Origin of the sequence: Dyella acidisoli, assembly GCF_030160295.1 — a bacterium.
Taxonomy (GTDB): domain Bacteria; phylum Pseudomonadota; class Gammaproteobacteria; order Xanthomonadales; family Rhodanobacteraceae; genus Dyella_B; species Dyella_B acidisoli.
The window spans coordinates 261388-279273 of record NZ_BSOB01000061.1 but is presented as its reverse complement, the minus strand read 5'-3'; the positions used below and the strand labels follow the sequence as shown (position 1 = coordinate 279273).

Annotated in this window: 13 protein-coding genes; 6 read left to right on the top strand and 7 right to left on the bottom strand. The window is 59.9% G+C overall.

What is annotated here, in order from left to right:
* Nucleotides 1–41: 41 nt before the first annotated feature.
* The gene (locus QQJ86_RS22045; RefSeq protein ID WP_284323118.1) at nt 42–617 is read right to left on the bottom strand and encodes a hypothetical protein; all 576 of its coding nucleotides are present in this window, start codon (nt 615–617) and stop codon (nt 42–44) included.
* 292 nt (nt 618–909) lie between these two features.
* Nucleotides 910–2268, bottom strand: a complete 1359-nt coding sequence (locus QQJ86_RS22040) for a replication-associated recombination protein A (protein WP_423372792.1) — start codon at nt 2266–2268, stop codon at nt 910–912.
* A gap of 386 nt (nt 2269–2654) precedes the next feature.
* On the opposite strand from QQJ86_RS22040, the gene QQJ86_RS22035 reads away from it, so the two are divergent.
* Nucleotides 2655–4913, top strand: a complete 2259-nt coding sequence (locus tag QQJ86_RS22035) for a TonB-dependent receptor (protein ID WP_284323117.1) — start codon at nt 2655–2657, stop codon at nt 4911–4913.
* On the top strand, nt 4913–5644 hold the full coding sequence (locus tag QQJ86_RS22030; protein ID WP_284323116.1) for an acid phosphatase: 732 nt from the start codon (nt 4913–4915) through the stop codon (nt 5642–5644). The genes QQJ86_RS22035 and QQJ86_RS22030 overlap by 1 nt, the downstream gene beginning before the upstream one ends.
* 193 nt (nt 5645–5837) lie before the next feature.
* On the opposite strand, the gene QQJ86_RS22025 is transcribed toward QQJ86_RS22030, so the two are convergent.
* The 3 genes from QQJ86_RS22025 to QQJ86_RS22015 all read right to left on the bottom strand — a co-directional run bounded on the left by QQJ86_RS22025 (nt 5838) and on the right by QQJ86_RS22015 (nt 9773).
* Nucleotides 5838–6509, bottom strand: a complete 672-nt coding sequence (locus tag QQJ86_RS22025; RefSeq protein WP_284323115.1) for a YoaK family protein — start codon at nt 6507–6509, stop codon at nt 5838–5840.
* Nucleotides 6510–6519: 10 nt separating this feature from the next.
* Complete coding sequence (lolA, locus tag QQJ86_RS22020; protein ID WP_284323114.1) at nt 6520–7185, bottom strand: outer membrane lipoprotein periplasmic chaperone LolA; 666 nt, start codon at nt 7183–7185, stop codon at nt 6520–6522.
* A gap of 233 nt (nt 7186–7418) precedes the next feature.
* Entirely contained in the window at nt 7419–9773 is a 2355-nt protein-coding gene (locus tag QQJ86_RS22015) for a DNA translocase FtsK (RefSeq protein ID WP_423372989.1), read from the bottom strand.
* Nucleotides 9774–10007: 234 nt separating this feature from the next.
* Between QQJ86_RS22015 and trxB the strand changes: the two genes are divergently transcribed.
* The 3 genes from trxB (at nt 10008) to aat (ending at nt 13312) form a co-directional block, all read left to right on the top strand.
* Nucleotides 10008–10967 (top strand): thioredoxin-disulfide reductase, encoded by a 960-nt coding sequence (trxB, locus tag QQJ86_RS22010; protein WP_284323113.1) that lies wholly within the window; start codon nt 10008–10010, stop codon nt 10965–10967.
* A gap of 186 nt (nt 10968–11153) precedes the next feature.
* Nucleotides 11154–12290 (top strand): GNAT family N-acetyltransferase, encoded by a 1137-nt coding sequence (locus QQJ86_RS22005; RefSeq protein ID WP_284323112.1) that lies wholly within the window; start codon nt 11154–11156, stop codon nt 12288–12290.
* 278 nt (nt 12291–12568) lie between these two features.
* The gene (gene aat, locus QQJ86_RS22000; RefSeq protein ID WP_284323111.1) at nt 12569–13312 is read left to right on the top strand and encodes a leucyl/phenylalanyl-tRNA--protein transferase; all 744 of its coding nucleotides are present in this window, start codon (nt 12569–12571) and stop codon (nt 13310–13312) included.
* A 168-nt stretch (nt 13313–13480) separates the two neighbouring features.
* Here the strand turns inward: aat and QQJ86_RS21995 are convergent, their stop codons facing one another.
* Nucleotides 13481–14290, bottom strand: a complete 810-nt coding sequence (locus tag QQJ86_RS21995; RefSeq protein ID WP_284323110.1) for an HD-GYP domain-containing protein — start codon at nt 14288–14290, stop codon at nt 13481–13483.
* A 268-nt stretch (nt 14291–14558) separates the two neighbouring features.
* Nucleotides 14559–16526 carry an acetyl-CoA hydrolase/transferase C-terminal domain-containing protein gene (locus QQJ86_RS21990; RefSeq protein WP_284323109.1) on the bottom strand — a complete coding sequence of 656 codons (1968 nt, stop codon included), beginning with the start codon at nt 16524–16526 and terminating at the stop codon, nt 14559–14561.
* A gap of 385 nt (nt 16527–16911) precedes the next feature.
* Here QQJ86_RS21990 and QQJ86_RS21985 point away from each other — a divergent pair, with 385 nt between their 5' ends.
* Nucleotides 16912–17658 carry a hypothetical protein gene (locus QQJ86_RS21985; RefSeq protein ID WP_284323108.1) on the top strand — a complete coding sequence of 249 codons (747 nt, stop codon included), beginning with the start codon at nt 16912–16914 and terminating at the stop codon, nt 17656–17658.
* Nucleotides 17659–17886 lie beyond the last annotated feature (228 nt).

Below are 17886 nucleotides of genomic sequence, written 5' to 3'. Positions count from 1 at the left end.
CGCCGCGGTCGCAACGCGGCGGCCTCTTGCCGGCTATCGGCTCAGGCAGGCTTGCGCTCCCCGCGCCCGATCCACCAGGCCATGACGGCGCCGGCCAGCAACCAGCCGATCAGTTGCGTGAACAGCGCGGCCCAGGTCAACGCATCGGGAAAGCGGTACCAGTTCCAATAGGGCACCAGGGTGCTGAGCCAAGCGAACAGGGCTGCCGCCACCGCTATCCTCAAGCGCTGGCTAAAGCTGAAGGCGGCCAGCCCCATGACGAAGGCCAACATCAGTGAAGCCAGGGTATCCGAGGCCCATTGGCGCGGAAGTTGGCGGTGCATGTCGGTCATGTCGTCGCCTTGCGGCAGGTAGACCACCCATGCATAGGGCGAGGTGCTCGACTTTTTCGCATAGGCCTCACGCGCAACCGGGTTGTTCCATTGCTTGGGGTCGAAGCTGGGCAGGATGTAGACGCCGGGTGTGGTGCCCAGGCCTTCGTGCAAGGTGCTTAGCACGATGTCTTCGTTTGCAGGTTGGTGGATGCCGGGGTTGCCCAGTCCTAGGAACATGTGGGCGATCGCGCCCCAGATGAACATCACGATGCCGCCGAGAATGGCTGCGATGAGGATGCGCATGGTGGTGCCCTCCCCTTTGAGGATGGTGAAGGGGAATCTAGGCGGTGTTTGGGTGGAGTGCAAATGGCTGGGATGCTCCGTCCACGATGATGGCGGGCACTGCCTCACCGTCATTCCGGCGAAGGCCGGAATCCGGTACGAACATGATGTGCGTAGCACTCAACATAAAAAGTTAGGAGTGCTTTGTGGATTCCGGCCTTCGCCGGAATGACGGTGAGGTGATGACAGGTATTGTCGCGAGGTTGTCCCCTCACCCCAACCCTCTCCCCGAAGGGGAGAGGGAGAAAGGGCGCTACTTTCTGCGCGCTTGTTTCCTCGCCTCGCGCAACGCCAACAGCTTTTCGCGCAGCTTCAATTCCAAGCCACGCTCCACCGGTTCGTAGAACTCGGTGCCGGCCAACGCATCCGGCAAACATTGTTGATCGAGTGCGATACCGCCTTCAGCGTCGTGGTCGTATTGATAGCCCTTGCCGTAGCCCATGCCTTTCATCAACCGCGTGGGTGCATTACGCAGATGCATGGGCACTTCCAGTGTGCCGGTTTGGCCGACCACTTCGCGCGCTTTGTTGTAGGCCATGTATGCGGCGTTGCTCTTGGGCGCAATTGCCAGCCAGATGGCGAGTTGTGCCAGGCCTAGTTCGCCTTCGGGGCTGCCGAGGCGTTCGTAGGTGTCCCACGCATCCAATGCCATGCGCCACGCACGTGGTTCGGCTAGGCCGACGTCTTCCACCGCCATGCGTGTCATGCGGCGTGCGAGATAGAGTGGATCGCAGCCGCCGTCGAGCATGCGCGTCAGCCAGTACACGGCAGCGTCGGGGTCGGAGGAGCGCACGGATTTATGCAGTGCGGAGATTTGGTCGTAGAACTGCTCGCCGCCTTTGTCGAAGCGACGTGTGCGATCGGCCAGCACTTGTTCGAGTGTGGTTTCGTCGATCATATGGCCATCGGCCAGTTCCGCGGCGATTTCCAGCAGTGTGAGCGCACGGCGCACGTCGCCATCGGCGGCTTGGGCGATCAGGCGCAAGGCGGAATCGGCGACTTCGAGTTGTAAGGCGCCTAAGCCGCGTTCGGTATCTGCAAGTGCGCGTTGCAAGGCGGCGACGATGTCGTCTACCGAAACAGCATCCAGCACATGCACGCGACAGCGCGAAAGCAATGCGGAGTTCAACTCGAACGATGGGTTTTCGGTGGTAGCGCCGACGAAGATGATCACGCCGCGCTCGATGTGTGGCAGGAACGCGTCCTGCTGCGCTTTGTTGAAGCGGTGCACTTCGTCGACGAACAACACCGTGCGTCTGCCCTGCGCAAAATTGACTTCGGCTTCGGCCAGCGATTTGCGTACATCCGGCAGGCCGGAAAGCACGGCGGAAATGGCGCGGAAGTCTGCATCGGCGTAGCGCGCCACCAATAGCGCCAGCGTGGTCTTGCCGCAGCCCGGAGGCCCCCATAGCACCATCGAGTGCACACGGCCGGCTTCCAGTGCACGCCGCAGTGCCTTGCCCGGCGCAAGCAGGCGTTGCTGGCCGACGATTTCGTCGAGGGTGCGCGGACGCATGCGCTCGGCCAGGGGCTTGAGTTCTTCCGCGTCGTTGCCGAACAGTTGCGGGGTGCTGTGTACGTCGCGTGGATCCATCGGGGGATGATAGGACATTCGGTGCAATGTCCTCCCGCGGAGAACGTCCGAAGGACGGCTCCGAAGGAGATCACCCAGCGTTTTGAGGCGCTAAGGAAGTCACTGGGCCCCGGCCTTCGCCGGGGCGACGATTTCTTCGGAACATCCCTTGCTGTTCGGAGAGCTGGCCGATTATTATCTCAAAATCATTTATTGCGCTAATGGGGCATAGCTTAGATCAGGCTTAATTTCGCCTAATTCAGAAGCCCTCTTTATTACACGAATAATGCAAAGCTTAGATCAACCTTAGCGTATTTACTTTCGCATTATCCAATGCGTCAATTTAATGTAATTGTTACTGAAATGTCATAGAGCGTCTTTACGGTGTCGGACTTTGTTCACCCAGCCGATACCGGAAAAAAACAATGACGCCATCGACACATGCGCTGTACCGCCGCTCGCCGATTTATCTTGCACTGGGTGTTGCGCTGAGCATCGCCGCCCCCGTCCACGCCCAGGATGTGGCGAATAACGGCAATACCGCAGTTAGCGGTCCCAGCGCCGTCGATAATACGAATACGGACGACACTACGTCTTCGAAAAATGCCAAAACCCTGGCCGGCATGCAGGTAACGGCTAACACGGCGGTAAGCGCCATTGCCCCGACTCAAGGTTCGACGATTGCCACACAGCCGCAATCGATCATCGGCAGCAAGTTCATCCAGGAAAACATCCCACCCACCGGCGATTACACCGACGTTGCCGCCATCGCGCCCAGCGTTTACACCGTGACGCCGAACGGCGCCGGCTTGATGGAAGCGGCGGTGGTTTCCATTCGCGGCTTCCAGGATGGTCAGTACAACGTGACGTTCGATGGCATTCCGTGGATGGACTCCAACGACTTCACGCACCATTCCACCTCGTACTTCACCAATCAGGAAACCAGCAGCGTGGTGGTCGATCGCGGCCCCGGTACGGCCAGCACGCTGGGTAATGCCACGTTCGGCGGCACCATCGGGGTGGAGTCGATCAATCCGAAGGATCAGTTCAACATCAACCCGTACATCAGCTTTGGCAGCTGGGATACCGCCGTGGAAGGTGCACGCATCGATACGGGCAAATTCACTAGCAGCGGCACCAGCGCGGTGATCAATTTGCAGAACGGCGAGTCGGACGGCTATCTCACCTATGCCGGTCAGCGCCGCCAGAGCGTGTTCGCCAAGGTTGTGCAACCGCTGGGCGAAAACACCACGCTGACTTTCGCCGCCATGTGGAACAAGCTCAACCAGTACGTGCCGTTCGGCGCCACCAAGGCGCAGATCGCACAGTACGGTATCAATTACGCGTTGAACAACGACCCGACCAGCCAGGCCTACTACCGCTACAACGAGGACAAGATCAACACGAACATGGCCTATATCGGCCTGCATTCGGAGTTCTCGGGCTGGACGATCGACAACAAGACTTACACCTACGGCTATAACCACTTCGGCTTCAACGGTGAAGATCCGAATGGCGAAACGCCCAACGGCACCGCCTATAGCCTCACTGACGTACCCGGCCAGCACATGCGCAACACGAACCGTTCGTGGGGCGACATCTTCCGCCTGGGCAAGGAAATCGGTCCGGGTGAACTACGCACCGGCGTGTGGTACGACCATCAGGACGACATCCGCTGGCTCTATGAATTCGACGACACGCTCAATGAGCTGAATCCCGTGGTGAATCCGGGTGCGTCGACGCTGCAGTTGGCTTCGGCGGATCGCCGAATGAATGACTCGCTGGTCACGATCCAGCCGTTTGTCGAATACCAGTGGAACATCACTGACAACGCCTATTTCGTGGGTGGCGTGAAGTACAACAACTTCAAGCGCAGTATCGACGCTCCGGTGAACCAGAAGACGGGAACCCCGCTGACTTATTCCAAGGACTGGAACGCCACTCTGCCATCGGCAGCGTTCCATTATGCGTTCAGCTCGAACTGGACCGCCTACGCCCAGTGGGCCAAGGGCTACCTGGCGCCCAACCTCAATCTGCTTTATGTGCCCAATCCCGCGGTTTCCGATAGCGCAGTGGCACCGGAAAAGACCACCAACATCCAGCTCGGCACGACCTGGAGCAGTGATCGCCTGACGCTGTCGGGTGACATCTACAAGATCAACTTCAACAACTTCGTCCAGAGCCATAAGGTCGGTGGTATCAGCGAGTTCTACAACGGTGGCGGTGTGCACTACAAAGGCATCGAGCTCGAAGGCACCTACATGCTGGGCGCTGGTTTCAGCGTTTACGCCAATGGCTCGCTCAACCGTGCGATGCAGACCACCGATGGTGCGTGGAACGCGAATACACCGCACAAGACTGCTGCGCTGGGCTTCATTTACAACAACGGCCCCATCTACGCATCGCTGGTCGACAAATTCGTCGGCAAAACCTATTACACGGCCAACGCGGAAGATGACACGCCGATCGGTGGCTATGCGGTGACCAACTTTGCCGCCAGCTATACGTTCGATCCGCATATCACCGATGTAAAGGACTTCAAGATCGGCGTGCAGATCAACAACCTGTTCAACAACACGACCATCAACGCGTTGGCGGGTACCACCGGTGGTGCTGGCACACCACTGTACTTCACCATCCCGGCCCGCAACTTCAACTTCACCGTTTCGGCGGATCTGTTCTGATGAAACGTTTCGCGCTGTTGTTGCCTCTGCTTCTGATCGGCCAGCCCGCACTGGCCGACAACGGCATCCCCGCCGTTGTTGAAGTGTCGAACCTGCTGCCGCCTCCGCCGGCAGCAGGTTCGGCTGCGGCTCAGCACGATCTGAACATCGTGCTGGTCACGCAAGCATCACGCAGCACGCAGGACATGGCGGCGGCCAAAGCGGACACGGAGCGTTCCGTGTTCCGCTTTGCTGATGTGCTTGGCTCATCCATGCAGCCGGCTGCTCTGCCGAAAACTGCTGCCTTCTTCGAGCGCGTTGCCACGCTCGACAAGGCTTCGGTGAAAACCGCCAAGCTGTATTGGAAAAGACCGCGCCCCTCGGTGGTATCGGACCAAGTGCATCCCTTATCCAAGGAAAAACCGGACGATTGGAGCTATCCCAGCGGACACGCCACGTTCGGCTACAGCGCAGCTGTGCTGTTGGCCAACATGCTGCCGGAAAAGCGTGTGGAGATTTTTGCGCGTGCCGATCTCTATGCGCAGCATCGCATCGTGATGGGTGCGCATTTTCCGACGGATTTGGAAGCTGGCAAGTTGGCGGGCACGGTGATTGCGGCGCAGATTCTTCGTGATCCGCAGTGGCAAAGTGATTACAACGCTGCACGTGATGAGTTGCGGCGCGTGTTGGGGTTGTCGGCTACACCCAATGCCAAGCCGGTGGTAGCGGCGCCAGTGCTGCAAAATCCGTAGGAAAGAAGGTGCCCCTCTCCCTTCGGGAGAGGGGTTGGGGTGAGGGTACGATCAGCGCGCGATCACAACGACTTGCGCGAGAGATTACTATCACGCTTCGCCCGAACCCTCACCCGCCTCTCGGCACCCTCTCCCGGCGGGAGAGGGATTCACTCAGGATGTTTCGAAGCAGCGTTGGGGTTTACACCCCAACCTAAGCCTGCTGCCGCACGGAAAAATGGCGGTAAATCGCATAGCCCAGGCCGACCACGCCAGTGAGCGCTGCAGGCACGAGCAACACCCGTTCCTGGATATACGTAAAACCCAGTGCCCCCAGCGTGGCACCGAGAATGAAATTGCCTGCTACTAGCAGGCAGACGTGGATGCGAAGCATATCCACCTTCAAGCCACGCAAGCGTTGGCCGAGATACATGCCCAGATCCGTGAAGATGCCCGACAGATGCGTGGTGCGCAGCGTCGCGCCGCTATACGTGCTCACCATCGCGTTCTGCAAACCACACGCGGCTGATGCCAGATAGAGGCCCAAATCGCTACCGCCGTGAATCAAGGGCATGGCGGAAAACAGCAGCGCCGATTCGATCATCAGCACTACGCCGTAACGGCGACCGAGCTGCAGCGTGCGTTGCTCCACGATGAAGCCGCTGATCATCGCGCCGATCAGGAACGCCGCAATGGTCGTCGCCCAATGCAAGGCTTCCGACGCATCGCCGTGCGCGATCGAGATACCAAGCACGGTGCTGGTGCCGGTGAGGTGCGTCACCGGCTGATGACGAAAACACAGATAACCGACCGCGTTGATGCATCCGGCAGCCAGCGCGAGCAGGCCGCCGCCGATCCATGCCCAACGCGGCAGTTGGCGGATCACGTTGCGCGCTTTAGTTCTTCAGCGGCTGCGTGGTGAGTTCCGGTAGATCGCCGATCACATCTGCGCCTTTCGGCGGTGTGAAGTTGAAATCCTGCGGCGGGATTGCCGGATTGCGCTTCCAGTTGGAGAAGCGAATGTCAGTGGTGGCGCCGAGCTGATCCTTGAACTGCATGCGCGCCAGGCCGTTAGCATCGAAGCCGAGGTCGGCGTAGCTGAATTGCGGTTCTTTCCCATTGGAGGTGAGGCGCAGCCACACCAGGCCGTCGTGCTCACCCTGTTCGACCACGTGGAATTCCTTATCCAGCTGCGAGAGATCGGTCAGCACAGTCAGCGGGCTATGTGCTTCTTCGGTGTCCTGACGACGCACGGTGACCTGTTCCAGATCCGGGTCGTACAGCCACACGCGACTGCCGTCGGCGACGATGGTCTGCTTGTACGGCGCCAGCGTGTCCCAGCGGAACTGATGCGGCGCTTCCAGCACCAGCGTGCCGTTGCTGGTCTTGCTGGTTTTGCCGTTTGGGTCGGTGAGGGTTTGGCTGAAGTTACCGGAGAGGGCGTGCAGGCCTTGGGCGAAGGCGTCGAGGCGAGTGCGGGCTGGGCCGGTGGCGGCTTGGACGATGCTGCTTGCGAGCAAGACAAGCAAGGCAAAGAAAGCAACGAAGCGGAGGCGTTTCATGGATTCCCGTTCCTGATGTATCGGATGTCGCGAGTGTGCGGCGAAGAGGCTTAATGGCAGATGTGACGAAACCTTCCTTAGTGAGTCCCTCTCCCTCCGGGAGAGGGTGCCGAGAGGCGGGTGAGGGTCCGGGCGGAGCGCGATAACGACCCCTCACGAAAGACTCCAGAATCACGCTTCGATCGTACCCTCACCCCAACCCCTCTCCCGTAGAGGGAGGGGGCTAGCGAGCCTCAGTGCTTCGGCGGCGGCGGCGCCAGCACTTCGCGGTTGCCGTTGTGCAACGGCGCGCTTACCACGCCTTCCTGCTCCATCTGCTCGATCAAACGCGCAGCGCGGTTGTAGCCGATGCGCAGATGGCGCTGCACACCGGAGATCGATGCACGGCGCGTTTCAGTGACGATGCGCACGGCTTTGTCGTACAGCTGTGCCTCGGCATCACCACCCTCTTCGCCGTCCTGCGGCAGGCCGGATTCGTTGATGAACTTGCCATCGCTGGTGGCCTGCACTTCTTCAAGCACGCCTTCGATGTATTGCGGTGCGCCTTGCGCCCTGAGCCAGTTGACCACGTTGTGCACTTCGTGGTCGTCGACGAAGGCGCCGTGCACGCGATCGGGCGTAGCGGTGCCGGGCGGTAGGTAGAGCATGTCACCGTGACCGAGCAAGGTTTCCGCGCCAGACTGATCCAGAATGGTGCGCGAGTCGATCTTGCTCGACACCTGGAACGCGATACGCGTCGGGATGTTCGCCTTGATCAAGCCGGTGATCACGTCCACCGACGGACGCTGCGTGGCCAGGATCAGGTGCACGCCCGCTGCACGCGCCTTCTGTGCGAGGCGGGCGATGAGTTCCTCCACCTTCTTGCCGACGATCATCATCATGTCGGCAAATTCGTCGATGATCACGACGATATATGGCAGCGTTTCCAGCGGCTCGGCCACCTGGTTGGGCATGTCCGGATTCGGGCGGAACAACGGATCCAGCAACGGCTGGCCGGCGTTCTCGGCGTCCTTCACCTTCTTGTTGAAGCCGGCGAGGTTGCGCACGCCCACTGCTGCCATCAGCTTGTAGCGGCGTTCCATTTCGGCCACGCACCAGCGCAGCGCGTTGGCGGCTTCCTTCATGTCCGTCACGACCGGCGCGAGCAGATGCGGGATGCCCTCGTACACCGAGAGTTCCAGCATCTTCGGGTCGATCATGATCATGCGCACGTCTTTGGCACTGGCCTTGTACAGCAGGCTCAGCACCATCGCATTCACCGCGACGGACTTACCGGAACCGGTGGTACCCGCCACCAGCAGATGCGGCATCTTGGCGAGATCGGCCACCATCGCACGGCCGCCGATGTCCTTGCCAAGCGCCAGCGTGAGCGGCGATTTCTGCTGGTCGTATTTGTCGGAGCGCAGGATCTCAGAGAGATAAACGATCTGCTTCTTGGCGTTCGGAATTTCCAGGCCGATCACGTTCTTGCCGGGAATCACGTCGACCACGCGCACGCTGACCACGGACAGGCCGCGTGCGATGTCCTTGTCCAGGCTCGACACCTGGCTGCCGCGCACGCCTGCTGCAGGCTCCAGTTCGAAGCGGGTGATCACGGGGCCGGGATAGACACCCACCACCTTGGCTTCGATCTTGAAGTCTTTCAGTTTCAGCTCGACCTGACGCGACAGAACTTCGAGCGTTTCTTCCGAATAACCCGGACCCTGTTCCGGCGCTTCGTCCAGCAGCGACAGCGGCGGCAGTTCGCCCGGCTGCGCCGCGCCGACGAACAGCGGGATCTGCGTTTCCACGCGGGCGCGCTCGCTCTTCACCACCGGTGCGGCGGGTGCCTCGATGCGTACGGGTTCGCGCTTGGCCTGCTTGATCGCTTCGGTCTTCTTCACCACTTCACGCTCAACGCGTGCCTGGTGCGCGGCGATCACTTCCGGCGCCTCACGGAGCTTGCCGCCGAACCAGCTGGCGAGCTTCAACACGCTCTGCCCGATCAGATCCATCAGCTTGAACCAGGACAGCCCGGTAGCGAAGGTGATCGCGACGAGGAAGATCGCCAGCAGAAACAGCGGAGCACCCTTCTCGCCAAAAGCACTAAGCAGGCCGTGGCCGATTCCGCGACCGATCACACCGCCCGGCCCTTCCGGGGCCATTGTGCTGTCCCGGAAAATGATCCAGCACAGCCCTGGCGCGGTGATGAAGAAGAACACCGAGCCGATCAGGCGCAGGGAAGGCTCCCACGGCTGCACGCTGCGCACGCCGTGGTTGCGCAGCACCTGCACGCCGAGGAACAGCAGCAACAAGGGGAAGCAATACGCCACGCTACCGAACAGATAGCGCAACAAGTCCGCGAAATAGGCGCCGACGGTGCCGCCGAGGTTGTGCACATGGCCGCTGGTGTCAGCGTGCGACCAGCCTGGATCGGCCGCGTCGTAACTGAAGAGGCATACCAGCAGGTACAGCGCCAACGGCAGCAGTAGCAGCGCGCCCGCTTCACGCAGGCGGCGCTTCACTTCCTCGCTAAGGCCAGTCTTTTCCTTTGCTTTTCGTACATTTGCGCTACGCGCTGCCACCGGGGTGTGTTTCCTTTTAGGAATGTCGAACGAATAACTCAATGCGCGTTGCAGTGTAACAAGCGGTGTAGACCTGATAGCGACAGCGCAGACACCACCGTCCACAGGTCAGGTTCAGAAACGGGCAGTGCAAGTCAACCTTGAATAGCCCCTGCGACTTCCCCATCCTTGCGGACTCCTTGGAGGGGCCCGTGAAGGCCTTTCCACAATTGAGAACCGCCCTGATAAATCGCCAGCAAACCCTTAAGGATTATAGCAATGACCACCCCCAAGCATAGCCGCCTGCTGATCCTCGGCTCCGGTCCTGCCGGTTACACCGCCGCGGTGTACGCCGCGCGCGCCAACCTCAAGCCGACCATGGTCACCGGCCTGCAGCAGGGTGGACAGTTGATGACCACCACCGAGGTCGACAATTGGCCTGGCGACGTCAAGGGTGTGCAAGGTCCTGAACTGATGCAGCGCATGGCCGAACACGCCGAGCGCTTCGAAACCGAGATGGTGTTCGATCACATCCACACCGCCGATCTCAAGCAGCGTCCATTTCGCCTGAAGGGTGATTCGGGCGAATACACCTGCGACGCGCTGATCATCGCCACCGGTGCTACTGCCAAGTACTTGGGGATTTCCAGCGAGGAGCACTACAAAGGCAAAGGCGTTTCGGCCTGCGCCACCTGCGACGGCTTCTTCTTCCGCGACCAGGACGTGGTGGTGGTCGGTGGCGGCAACACCGCCGTGGAAGAAGCGCTATACCTGGCCAACATCTGCCGCAAGGTGTATCTGGTGCATCGCCGCGACAAGCTGCGCGCCGAAAAAATCATGCAGGACAAACTGTTCGAGAAAGCCGCCCACGGCAAGATCGAACTGGTGTGGACCCACACCATCGACGAAGTGCTGGGCGACAACACCGGCGTGACCGGTGTGCGTGTGAAGGACATCAACAGTGGTGTCACACGCGATATCGCTGCCACGGGTTTCTTTGTGGCGATCGGCCACACACCGAACACTGGCATCTTCGAAGGCCAGCTCGACATGCACGACGGCTACATCAAGATCCGCAGCGGGTTGGAAGGCATGGCGACGATGACGTCGGTGCCTGGCGTGTTTGCTTCGGGCGACGTGGCGGATCATGTGTATCGGCAGGCTGTGACATCGGCTGGTTTTGGCTGCATGGCCGCGCTGGATGCGGAGCGGTGGTTGGATCAGCACGCGAAGGGTTGATGCGCAATATCAAAGCCCCTCTCCCTTCGGGAGAGGGGTTGGGGTGAGGGTACGATCAGCACGCGATGCAAATACTTGTGTAAAAACTCAACATTACGCTCCGCCCGAACCCTCACCCACCTGTCGGCACCCTCTCCCGAGGGGAGAGGGGCTCACTTAGCAAGTTCTTCTTGAGTTGATATCACTTTGGCCTCTCTCGAAGCCCGCTTCCACGACAGCATCGACGATATCCCCGCCTCGGCTTGGGACGCATTGCGCCCCGACGACAACCCGTTTCTCTCGCACGCCTTTCTCGCAGGCCTGGAACGCACCGGCTGCATCCGCCCGGATTGGGGCTGGCAACCCCATCACCTCGGCCTTTATCGCAACGGCACGCTGGTCGCCGCCGCACCGCTGTATTTGAAAGGTAATTCGCACGGCGAATTCGTGTTCGACTGGAGCTGGGCCAGTGCGTGGGAACGGGCGGGTGGTCAGTATTACCCCAAGCTGCTCAATGCCGTGCCCTATTCGCCCATCACCGGGTCGCGTTTGCTCGTTGGCGCTCATCCCGAATTGCGCGAAGTGTTGGTAGACGCCATGCAGCAACAAGCGCAGCGGCTCCAACTTTCATCCGTGCACGCAAACTTCCTTGCCGAAGAAGATCTACCTGCATTCGATTCCGACTGGATGGCGCGCAGCGATGTGCAATTCCACTGGCACAACCAGGGGTATGCCGATTTCGAGGCGTTTCTTGCCGCGCTTAATCACAAGAAGCGCAAAAACATTCGGCACGAACGCAAGCACGTAGCCGCGCATGGTTTGCGCATCGAGATGGTCGGAGGCGCGGAGTTGAACATGCGCCACTGGCGGCGTGTGCATGCACTGTACGCATCCACGTTCGATGCCAAGGGCAACCACGCCGCGCTGACCGAAGCGTTCTTCCAATACTTGCGGAAGGAATTGGGCAACGCAGTGCAACTCGCGCTGGCGTGGCAAAACGATGACATCGTCGCCATGGCATTGATGCTGCGCAGCGCCACCACCTTGTACGGCCGCTACTGGGGTGCAAGCGTGGATGTGCCGAATCTGCATTTCGAGCTGTGCTACTACCAGGGCATCGAATACGCCATCACGCATGGCCTGCAGCGTTTCGAACCCGGCGCACAGGGCGAACATAAGCTGGCGCGCGGTTTTTTGCCGGTACGTACGCATTCGCGCCATTACTTGCTGCATGAGGGCTTTCGTAGCGCGGTGCGGCGCGCGCTTGCGCACGAACGCGAGAGCATGGACGCTTATGCTGACGATCTGCTCGATCACACCCCTTACGCCAAAGGGGCGCTCTGACTGATTCTGCGTAGGTGGCATGATGTCCAGAAGGCTCGCAGGGTGTGTTGCGCGACGCAGGGAAGACTGGCCGTCTTTTCAAGTCGCGCGGCACAGCCTGCGAGCCTTCTCGACATCACCCCGTCGTTTAAAATCAAAATGTGGGGCCGGCCCTGTCTGTCCGCATCCCTTCGGTCCGTCGTCTCAACAGACGGCCAGTCTGCCCTCGCCGACGGCCCTGTGGTCTGCGAACAGACAGGGCCGGTGACGCCCACGCAGAATCAGTCAGAGCGCCCCTTATGATCCGCCTCCACCGGCTCGACGATCACCTTCCGGACCGCTTTCCCGATCCGCGCCACGCACTCGTCGAACCGAATGGATTGCTGGCATTTGGCGGCGATCTCTCGCCGCAGCGGCTGCTCAACGCGTATGCACACGGCATCTTTCCCTGGTTCAACGACGGTGAGCCGATCCTGTGGTGGTCCCCCGATCCGCGCTGTGTGTTTCTCACCGACGACCTGCGCCCGAATCGCAGCTTGCGCAGGGCGCTGAAAGACAAGGCCTGGCAGATCAGCGTTGATCGCGCGTTCCGGCAGGTGATGCACGCTTGTGCCGCGCCACGCCCGGGCCAGTTCGGAACGTGGATCAGCAAAGACATGATCGAGGCATACAGCAGACTGCACGACATGGGCTTTGCGCATAGCGTGGAAGTGTGGGACCAGGAACGCCTGATTGGAGGTATCTATGGCGTATCCACCGGCAGGTTGTTTTGCGGGGAATCGATGTTCAGCGCCGAAAGCGGTGGATCGAAGCTTGCGCTCTGTGCACTTGCCGCGCTATTGCGTGATTGGGAGTGCCCGCTGATCGATGCGCAAGTGAGCAATCCGCATTTGCTGGGCCTGGGTGCGGTGGAAATACCGCGCGAGGTGTTTTTGCGGCAGGTTTCGGTGCTTGTTGCTGAGCCACTTGATGCGCGGTGTTGGAAGGATATTCCGATCGTTCCGGCACAACGTGTTCTGGAAAGCGGCGGCTTCGGCCCATAATCCTCATGTAATCCTCACGGCCGTCATTCCCGCGAAAGCGGGAATCCATCTTGCTTTGATGCATCCGTGAAAATGGATTCCCGCTTTCGCGGGAATGACGACCCTTCAAGAACGTTCATCATGGCGCGTGCCACGATGCTGCATGACCGTTGGGGTTTGCACCCCAACCTACGGATTCAGTGCAAGCCCTTTCAATTCTGCGTAATTGTCCAAAAACAACTGCACCAAATGCGGATCGAGCTGCCCGCCCGCGGCTTCACGCAGATAGTGCAACACCTCCGTTTCCGGCCATGCGGGCTTATAGACACGCGGAAAGCTCAACGCATCCCACACGTCCACCACACTGAAGATGCGCGCCGCGACGGGGATCGTCTCGCCTTTCAGTCCTTGCGGATAACCGCTGCCGTCCCAGCGTTCGTGATGGCTGTACGGAATGGCACTGGCGCTGTGCAGAAAATCGATCCGTTGCAACATGTCGTATCCCAGACGAGGATGCGTGCGCATCAGCAGCGTTTCATCCTCGTCCAGTTTGCCCGGCTTGATCAGGATCGCGTCCGGCAAGGCCAACTTGCCGATGTCATGCAGCAGTGCGCCGAACTTGATATCGCGCAAGGCATCGCCTTCCAGCCCAGCCATGCGTGCGAGTCCCAGCGCCATGCGCACCACGCGTTCGGAGTGATCGCGGGTCTCCTTGTGCCGGATGTCCATCGCGCCTACCAGCACGCGCAACGCCTGCTCATGGCTGTCGAGCAATCGCTGATTGGCCTCTGCCAAGCGGTGTACCGTACGACCGATCATCCAGTACAACAGCAGCCCGGTACCCAGGACGAACAGCCAGCCTTTCAAAATCTGATACAAAACGATGCGGTGCGGATCGTGTACCAGACTGCCCAGCAGGTGTCCGGACACCCATATGTATATCGCCGAGATCAGCACATAGGTGCCGGCTGTGCGCAGTTGCGGGCTGAGTTTTTTCACGGTCAACGCACGCTCTGCAAGCAACCCTCGCAAGCGAAGATCGGTTGATAGGTCCCTGCGACCCGCATGCGGTACCCCGTCATCGCATAAGCGCAAACACTGTCACGAACTGATGCCAAGGCCACGACCTTGTTTCCCCCTGTGGCGCTATCGAACAAGCATTCTGCCATCCGCCGAGTGAAACATGGTGTGCGGCTTTGCGCAATTCACCGCGTGCACCTTTGATCGTGGGTTGCGGTGCAAATCCCAACATGGCCATGCATGTCGATCACGATATTGGGGTTTGCCCCCCAACCGAGTGTCGCCGCAATGCGGCTTGCAACAAACGGCGTTGCAGCCGTTCGCTCAGCCCGGTCGCTGCGGACAACGCCATTCGCTCCAGCGCAGCCGCTTCTTCCACGGTGGCTTCGCCCGGCTTCCACAACGCTTTGAACAATCGCCACCTGCCTTTCCAACTGGTGCTGGACGATTGCAGCCATTCCAGCGCAGGCAGCAGGCGCTGTTCCACCTCGGTGAAATCGCTGCCGAACGGAAACTTGGGCAGCAGTCCTTTGCGCATCGGTTTGTCCAATGCTTCGTGCAACATGTCAGGGCGATGCTTGCGCCAAACTTCCGGAATCTTGAAATCCGCAGCGAGTTTGCCATGCGATTTGGCCTCTGCCGCCAGCGCATCGATGAACCGCGCATCGCTGATCGCCAGCATCGCTTCGACGCATTCGCTGTCGCTTTTGCCGCGCAAATCGGCCACACCGTACTCGCTCACCACAATGTCCCGCAGGTGGCGGGGAATGGTGATTTGTCCGTACTGCCAGCGGATATTGGTCTCCACGCCATTCTTGCCCTGGCGGGTCGCACGTTGCAGCAGCACGGATCGCCCATCCGGCAATTCGTGCGCCATGGCGACGAAGTTGTATTGCCCGCCGACACCACTCACGACATGCCCGTCTTCCAGCGTGTCTGAAACGGCAGCACCGAGCAGCGTCGACATCATGCAGGTGTTGAAGAAGCGCGCACCACGACGTTGCAAAGTAGCCAACGCCTGATGATCGCCATAGAGCTGGTTGACGTTGGAAACCGGGCACATGTCGATCGCATCCGGATCGCTGTCCGCGGTGGTTTCCAGCCAGTCATACAGTTCGCGCGAGCCGAGGAAGAAGGCGCCGCGCAGGTAATGTCCGCCAGGTACGTCATCCGGCAGACGTCCTGCGGCGGCGGCGCGCTCCAACGCGAGGTTGTCCCAACTGCGGCGCTTGAGAACACCGGCCTTGGCCAGCTGCATCAGACCGTCCATGATCATTTCGCTGCAGCCGTACAAACCGGTCTTGAAGTTGCTCAGGCCACCGATGCGCCCGCCGAGTGTGTGCGTTGCGCCACGCGGATCGAGCGCCACCAAAATCTTGCGCCAAGCCACGTTGTCCTGATGGCGCAGCAACAGACCTTTGACCAGCGCATCGGATAAAGCACCGATGCCGATCTGTAGGCAACCACCGTCTTTCACCAGCGCACTAGCATGAAGGCCGAGCGCGTATTCCATGGTATCCACCGGCAGCCGGGGTAGCGCAAACAGCGGCGGAGACAATGCCGGTGCAAGTTCGACGTCGAAGAAATCCTGCGGTACTTCCGCATCGCCCCCGATGTATGGCAAACCAGGATGCACCACTGCCACGCACAACGGACGCGCTTTGCCGGCTGCTTTGACGCGATCAAGAAAATCCAGCGTGAGATCCGGATTGCACGACAGGCTATACCGCACGCCGGAGGGTGTTTCGCGGCGCGAGACAAGTTGCACCAGCAGGTTGATGTCCTGCACGACCAGATCGCGCGCCACGTGCGTATAGTTTTGGCTGATGTAATTGCGCTGCGCGCTGCTCGAATGCAGCAAGGCGCCCGATTGCATATAGAACTCGTGCACCGCGACATTCGGGGGTAGCTTGTTCTGCATCTGATCGAGCGCGTATTGCGGATCGACGTAATCAGCGCCGAAATGCCTTTCCACGAACGGATCGAGGAAACGTGCTTCCATGCCGCTCTTTGACCGCGGCCGAGTAAGCGACAAGGCGGTGTACAAGGTCATCGATCGCCAGGTGTCGGCCTGCATCAGGCCGTACAGGGCATTGAGCAATCCGTGCGGCTTGCCGAGACCCAATGGCGCCGCTGCGCGCAGGTCGGCTCCCAGCCGCTCGACAATCAGCTGCGCACAGGCATCAGTGTCCGTAAAACGCTGCTCTGGCAACATGGGGCGATGATGCCAGAAAGCATGGAACAGGGAAGTGGGTAGGCGACATGTGCGACGCTTGCATGCGATGCGCGAGACCGATCACATGTGATTCCCGTCAGCGGCCGCCTTTTCGCGAAAGCTGGAGTGACGGCCATACGTAGGAGGCGACAGCTGTAAAAACGGGGACGGATTGCGTCTTGCTCTTCTTCGCAGCAGATACACGGGATGTTGAATCAGCCCTGGTTACGTTTCGCCCGAGCAGACAGGACAACGCTATCGACGTATGCGATCCGCCAGTCCGCTCGACTCGCCCAGGGATAATCCAGCGGTCTTACGAAGCGTGTTAACCCGCCGATTATGCTCGGCCATCTAACGCAGTCGTAGTCCTATTGAGGAGGTACATATGAAGCTGCGCCTCAAGCGTATATCCATCTTCAAATTGAGCTCGGCCAGAACTCGTAGTGTGCTGGTTGTCGCAGCCATGATGGCATCGGCCATACTTCTGAGTTCCATCCCGTTCCGCACTGCAGCGGCATCGCCCGTTGCACTGCAGTGCCAAGTAGGCGCAAGCGGCGCCGGTTACGCCGTTACCTGCAATGGCGCCCTTCCACCCGACATTACCGGAACATTAACTTGCCAATCGCCAGAGTTGATCAGTAACAACAACGGCGTGCTGACCATCGCCCAGGCGAACTGCTCTGGCAACCTTTCGCTCGCAAATGGCAACATTCCAGGAAACCTAAGCGCCACCGTTCTTACCATCGATACCAACAGTGGAACGATAAGCGCCACCCAAGGCGACGGCACCCTCACCTATGCCTCCGGCCTTTCAACTACAACGGCCAGTTGCCAAGGCGGCGCCTTCTCGCTGACTTTATCGCCGCTTGTGCTCAACATCCCGGACGGTACATGCACCATCAAGACCAACGTACTCGGCATCGGTACTGCGCAGATAGTTACAAATTCCGGATCAATCAGCGCAATGCTCTCACCGAGCCCGATCGTCTCGATCAATAGCCCAACCGCCACTGCCTCAGCCTCCGTGCTCGGCCTCATCACAAACATCGCCTGCGGTGCATCCATCACCCTCGACTTGAGTCAGATCATTCCTGTGATCACCGTCCCGCTGAAGGTTTGCAGCGGGTCGTAAGCATCTAGCCGACATTTTTCTCCCTGCATTGACCTGCGCCGAGAGCAACCCTGGTCAGTGCAGCGCTCGGCGCCGTGGCGCATGACGCGCTTTCCCAGCCTGCTCCATGCGTGCCTCAGCGTCTTCGGCATTGCGCATCAACCACTTGGCGAAGATGAATGACGCATTGCCTGCACATCGCACGCCAATGCGATGTTCTCCAAGCCTTTCGTGCTAGTCTCCCGCCTC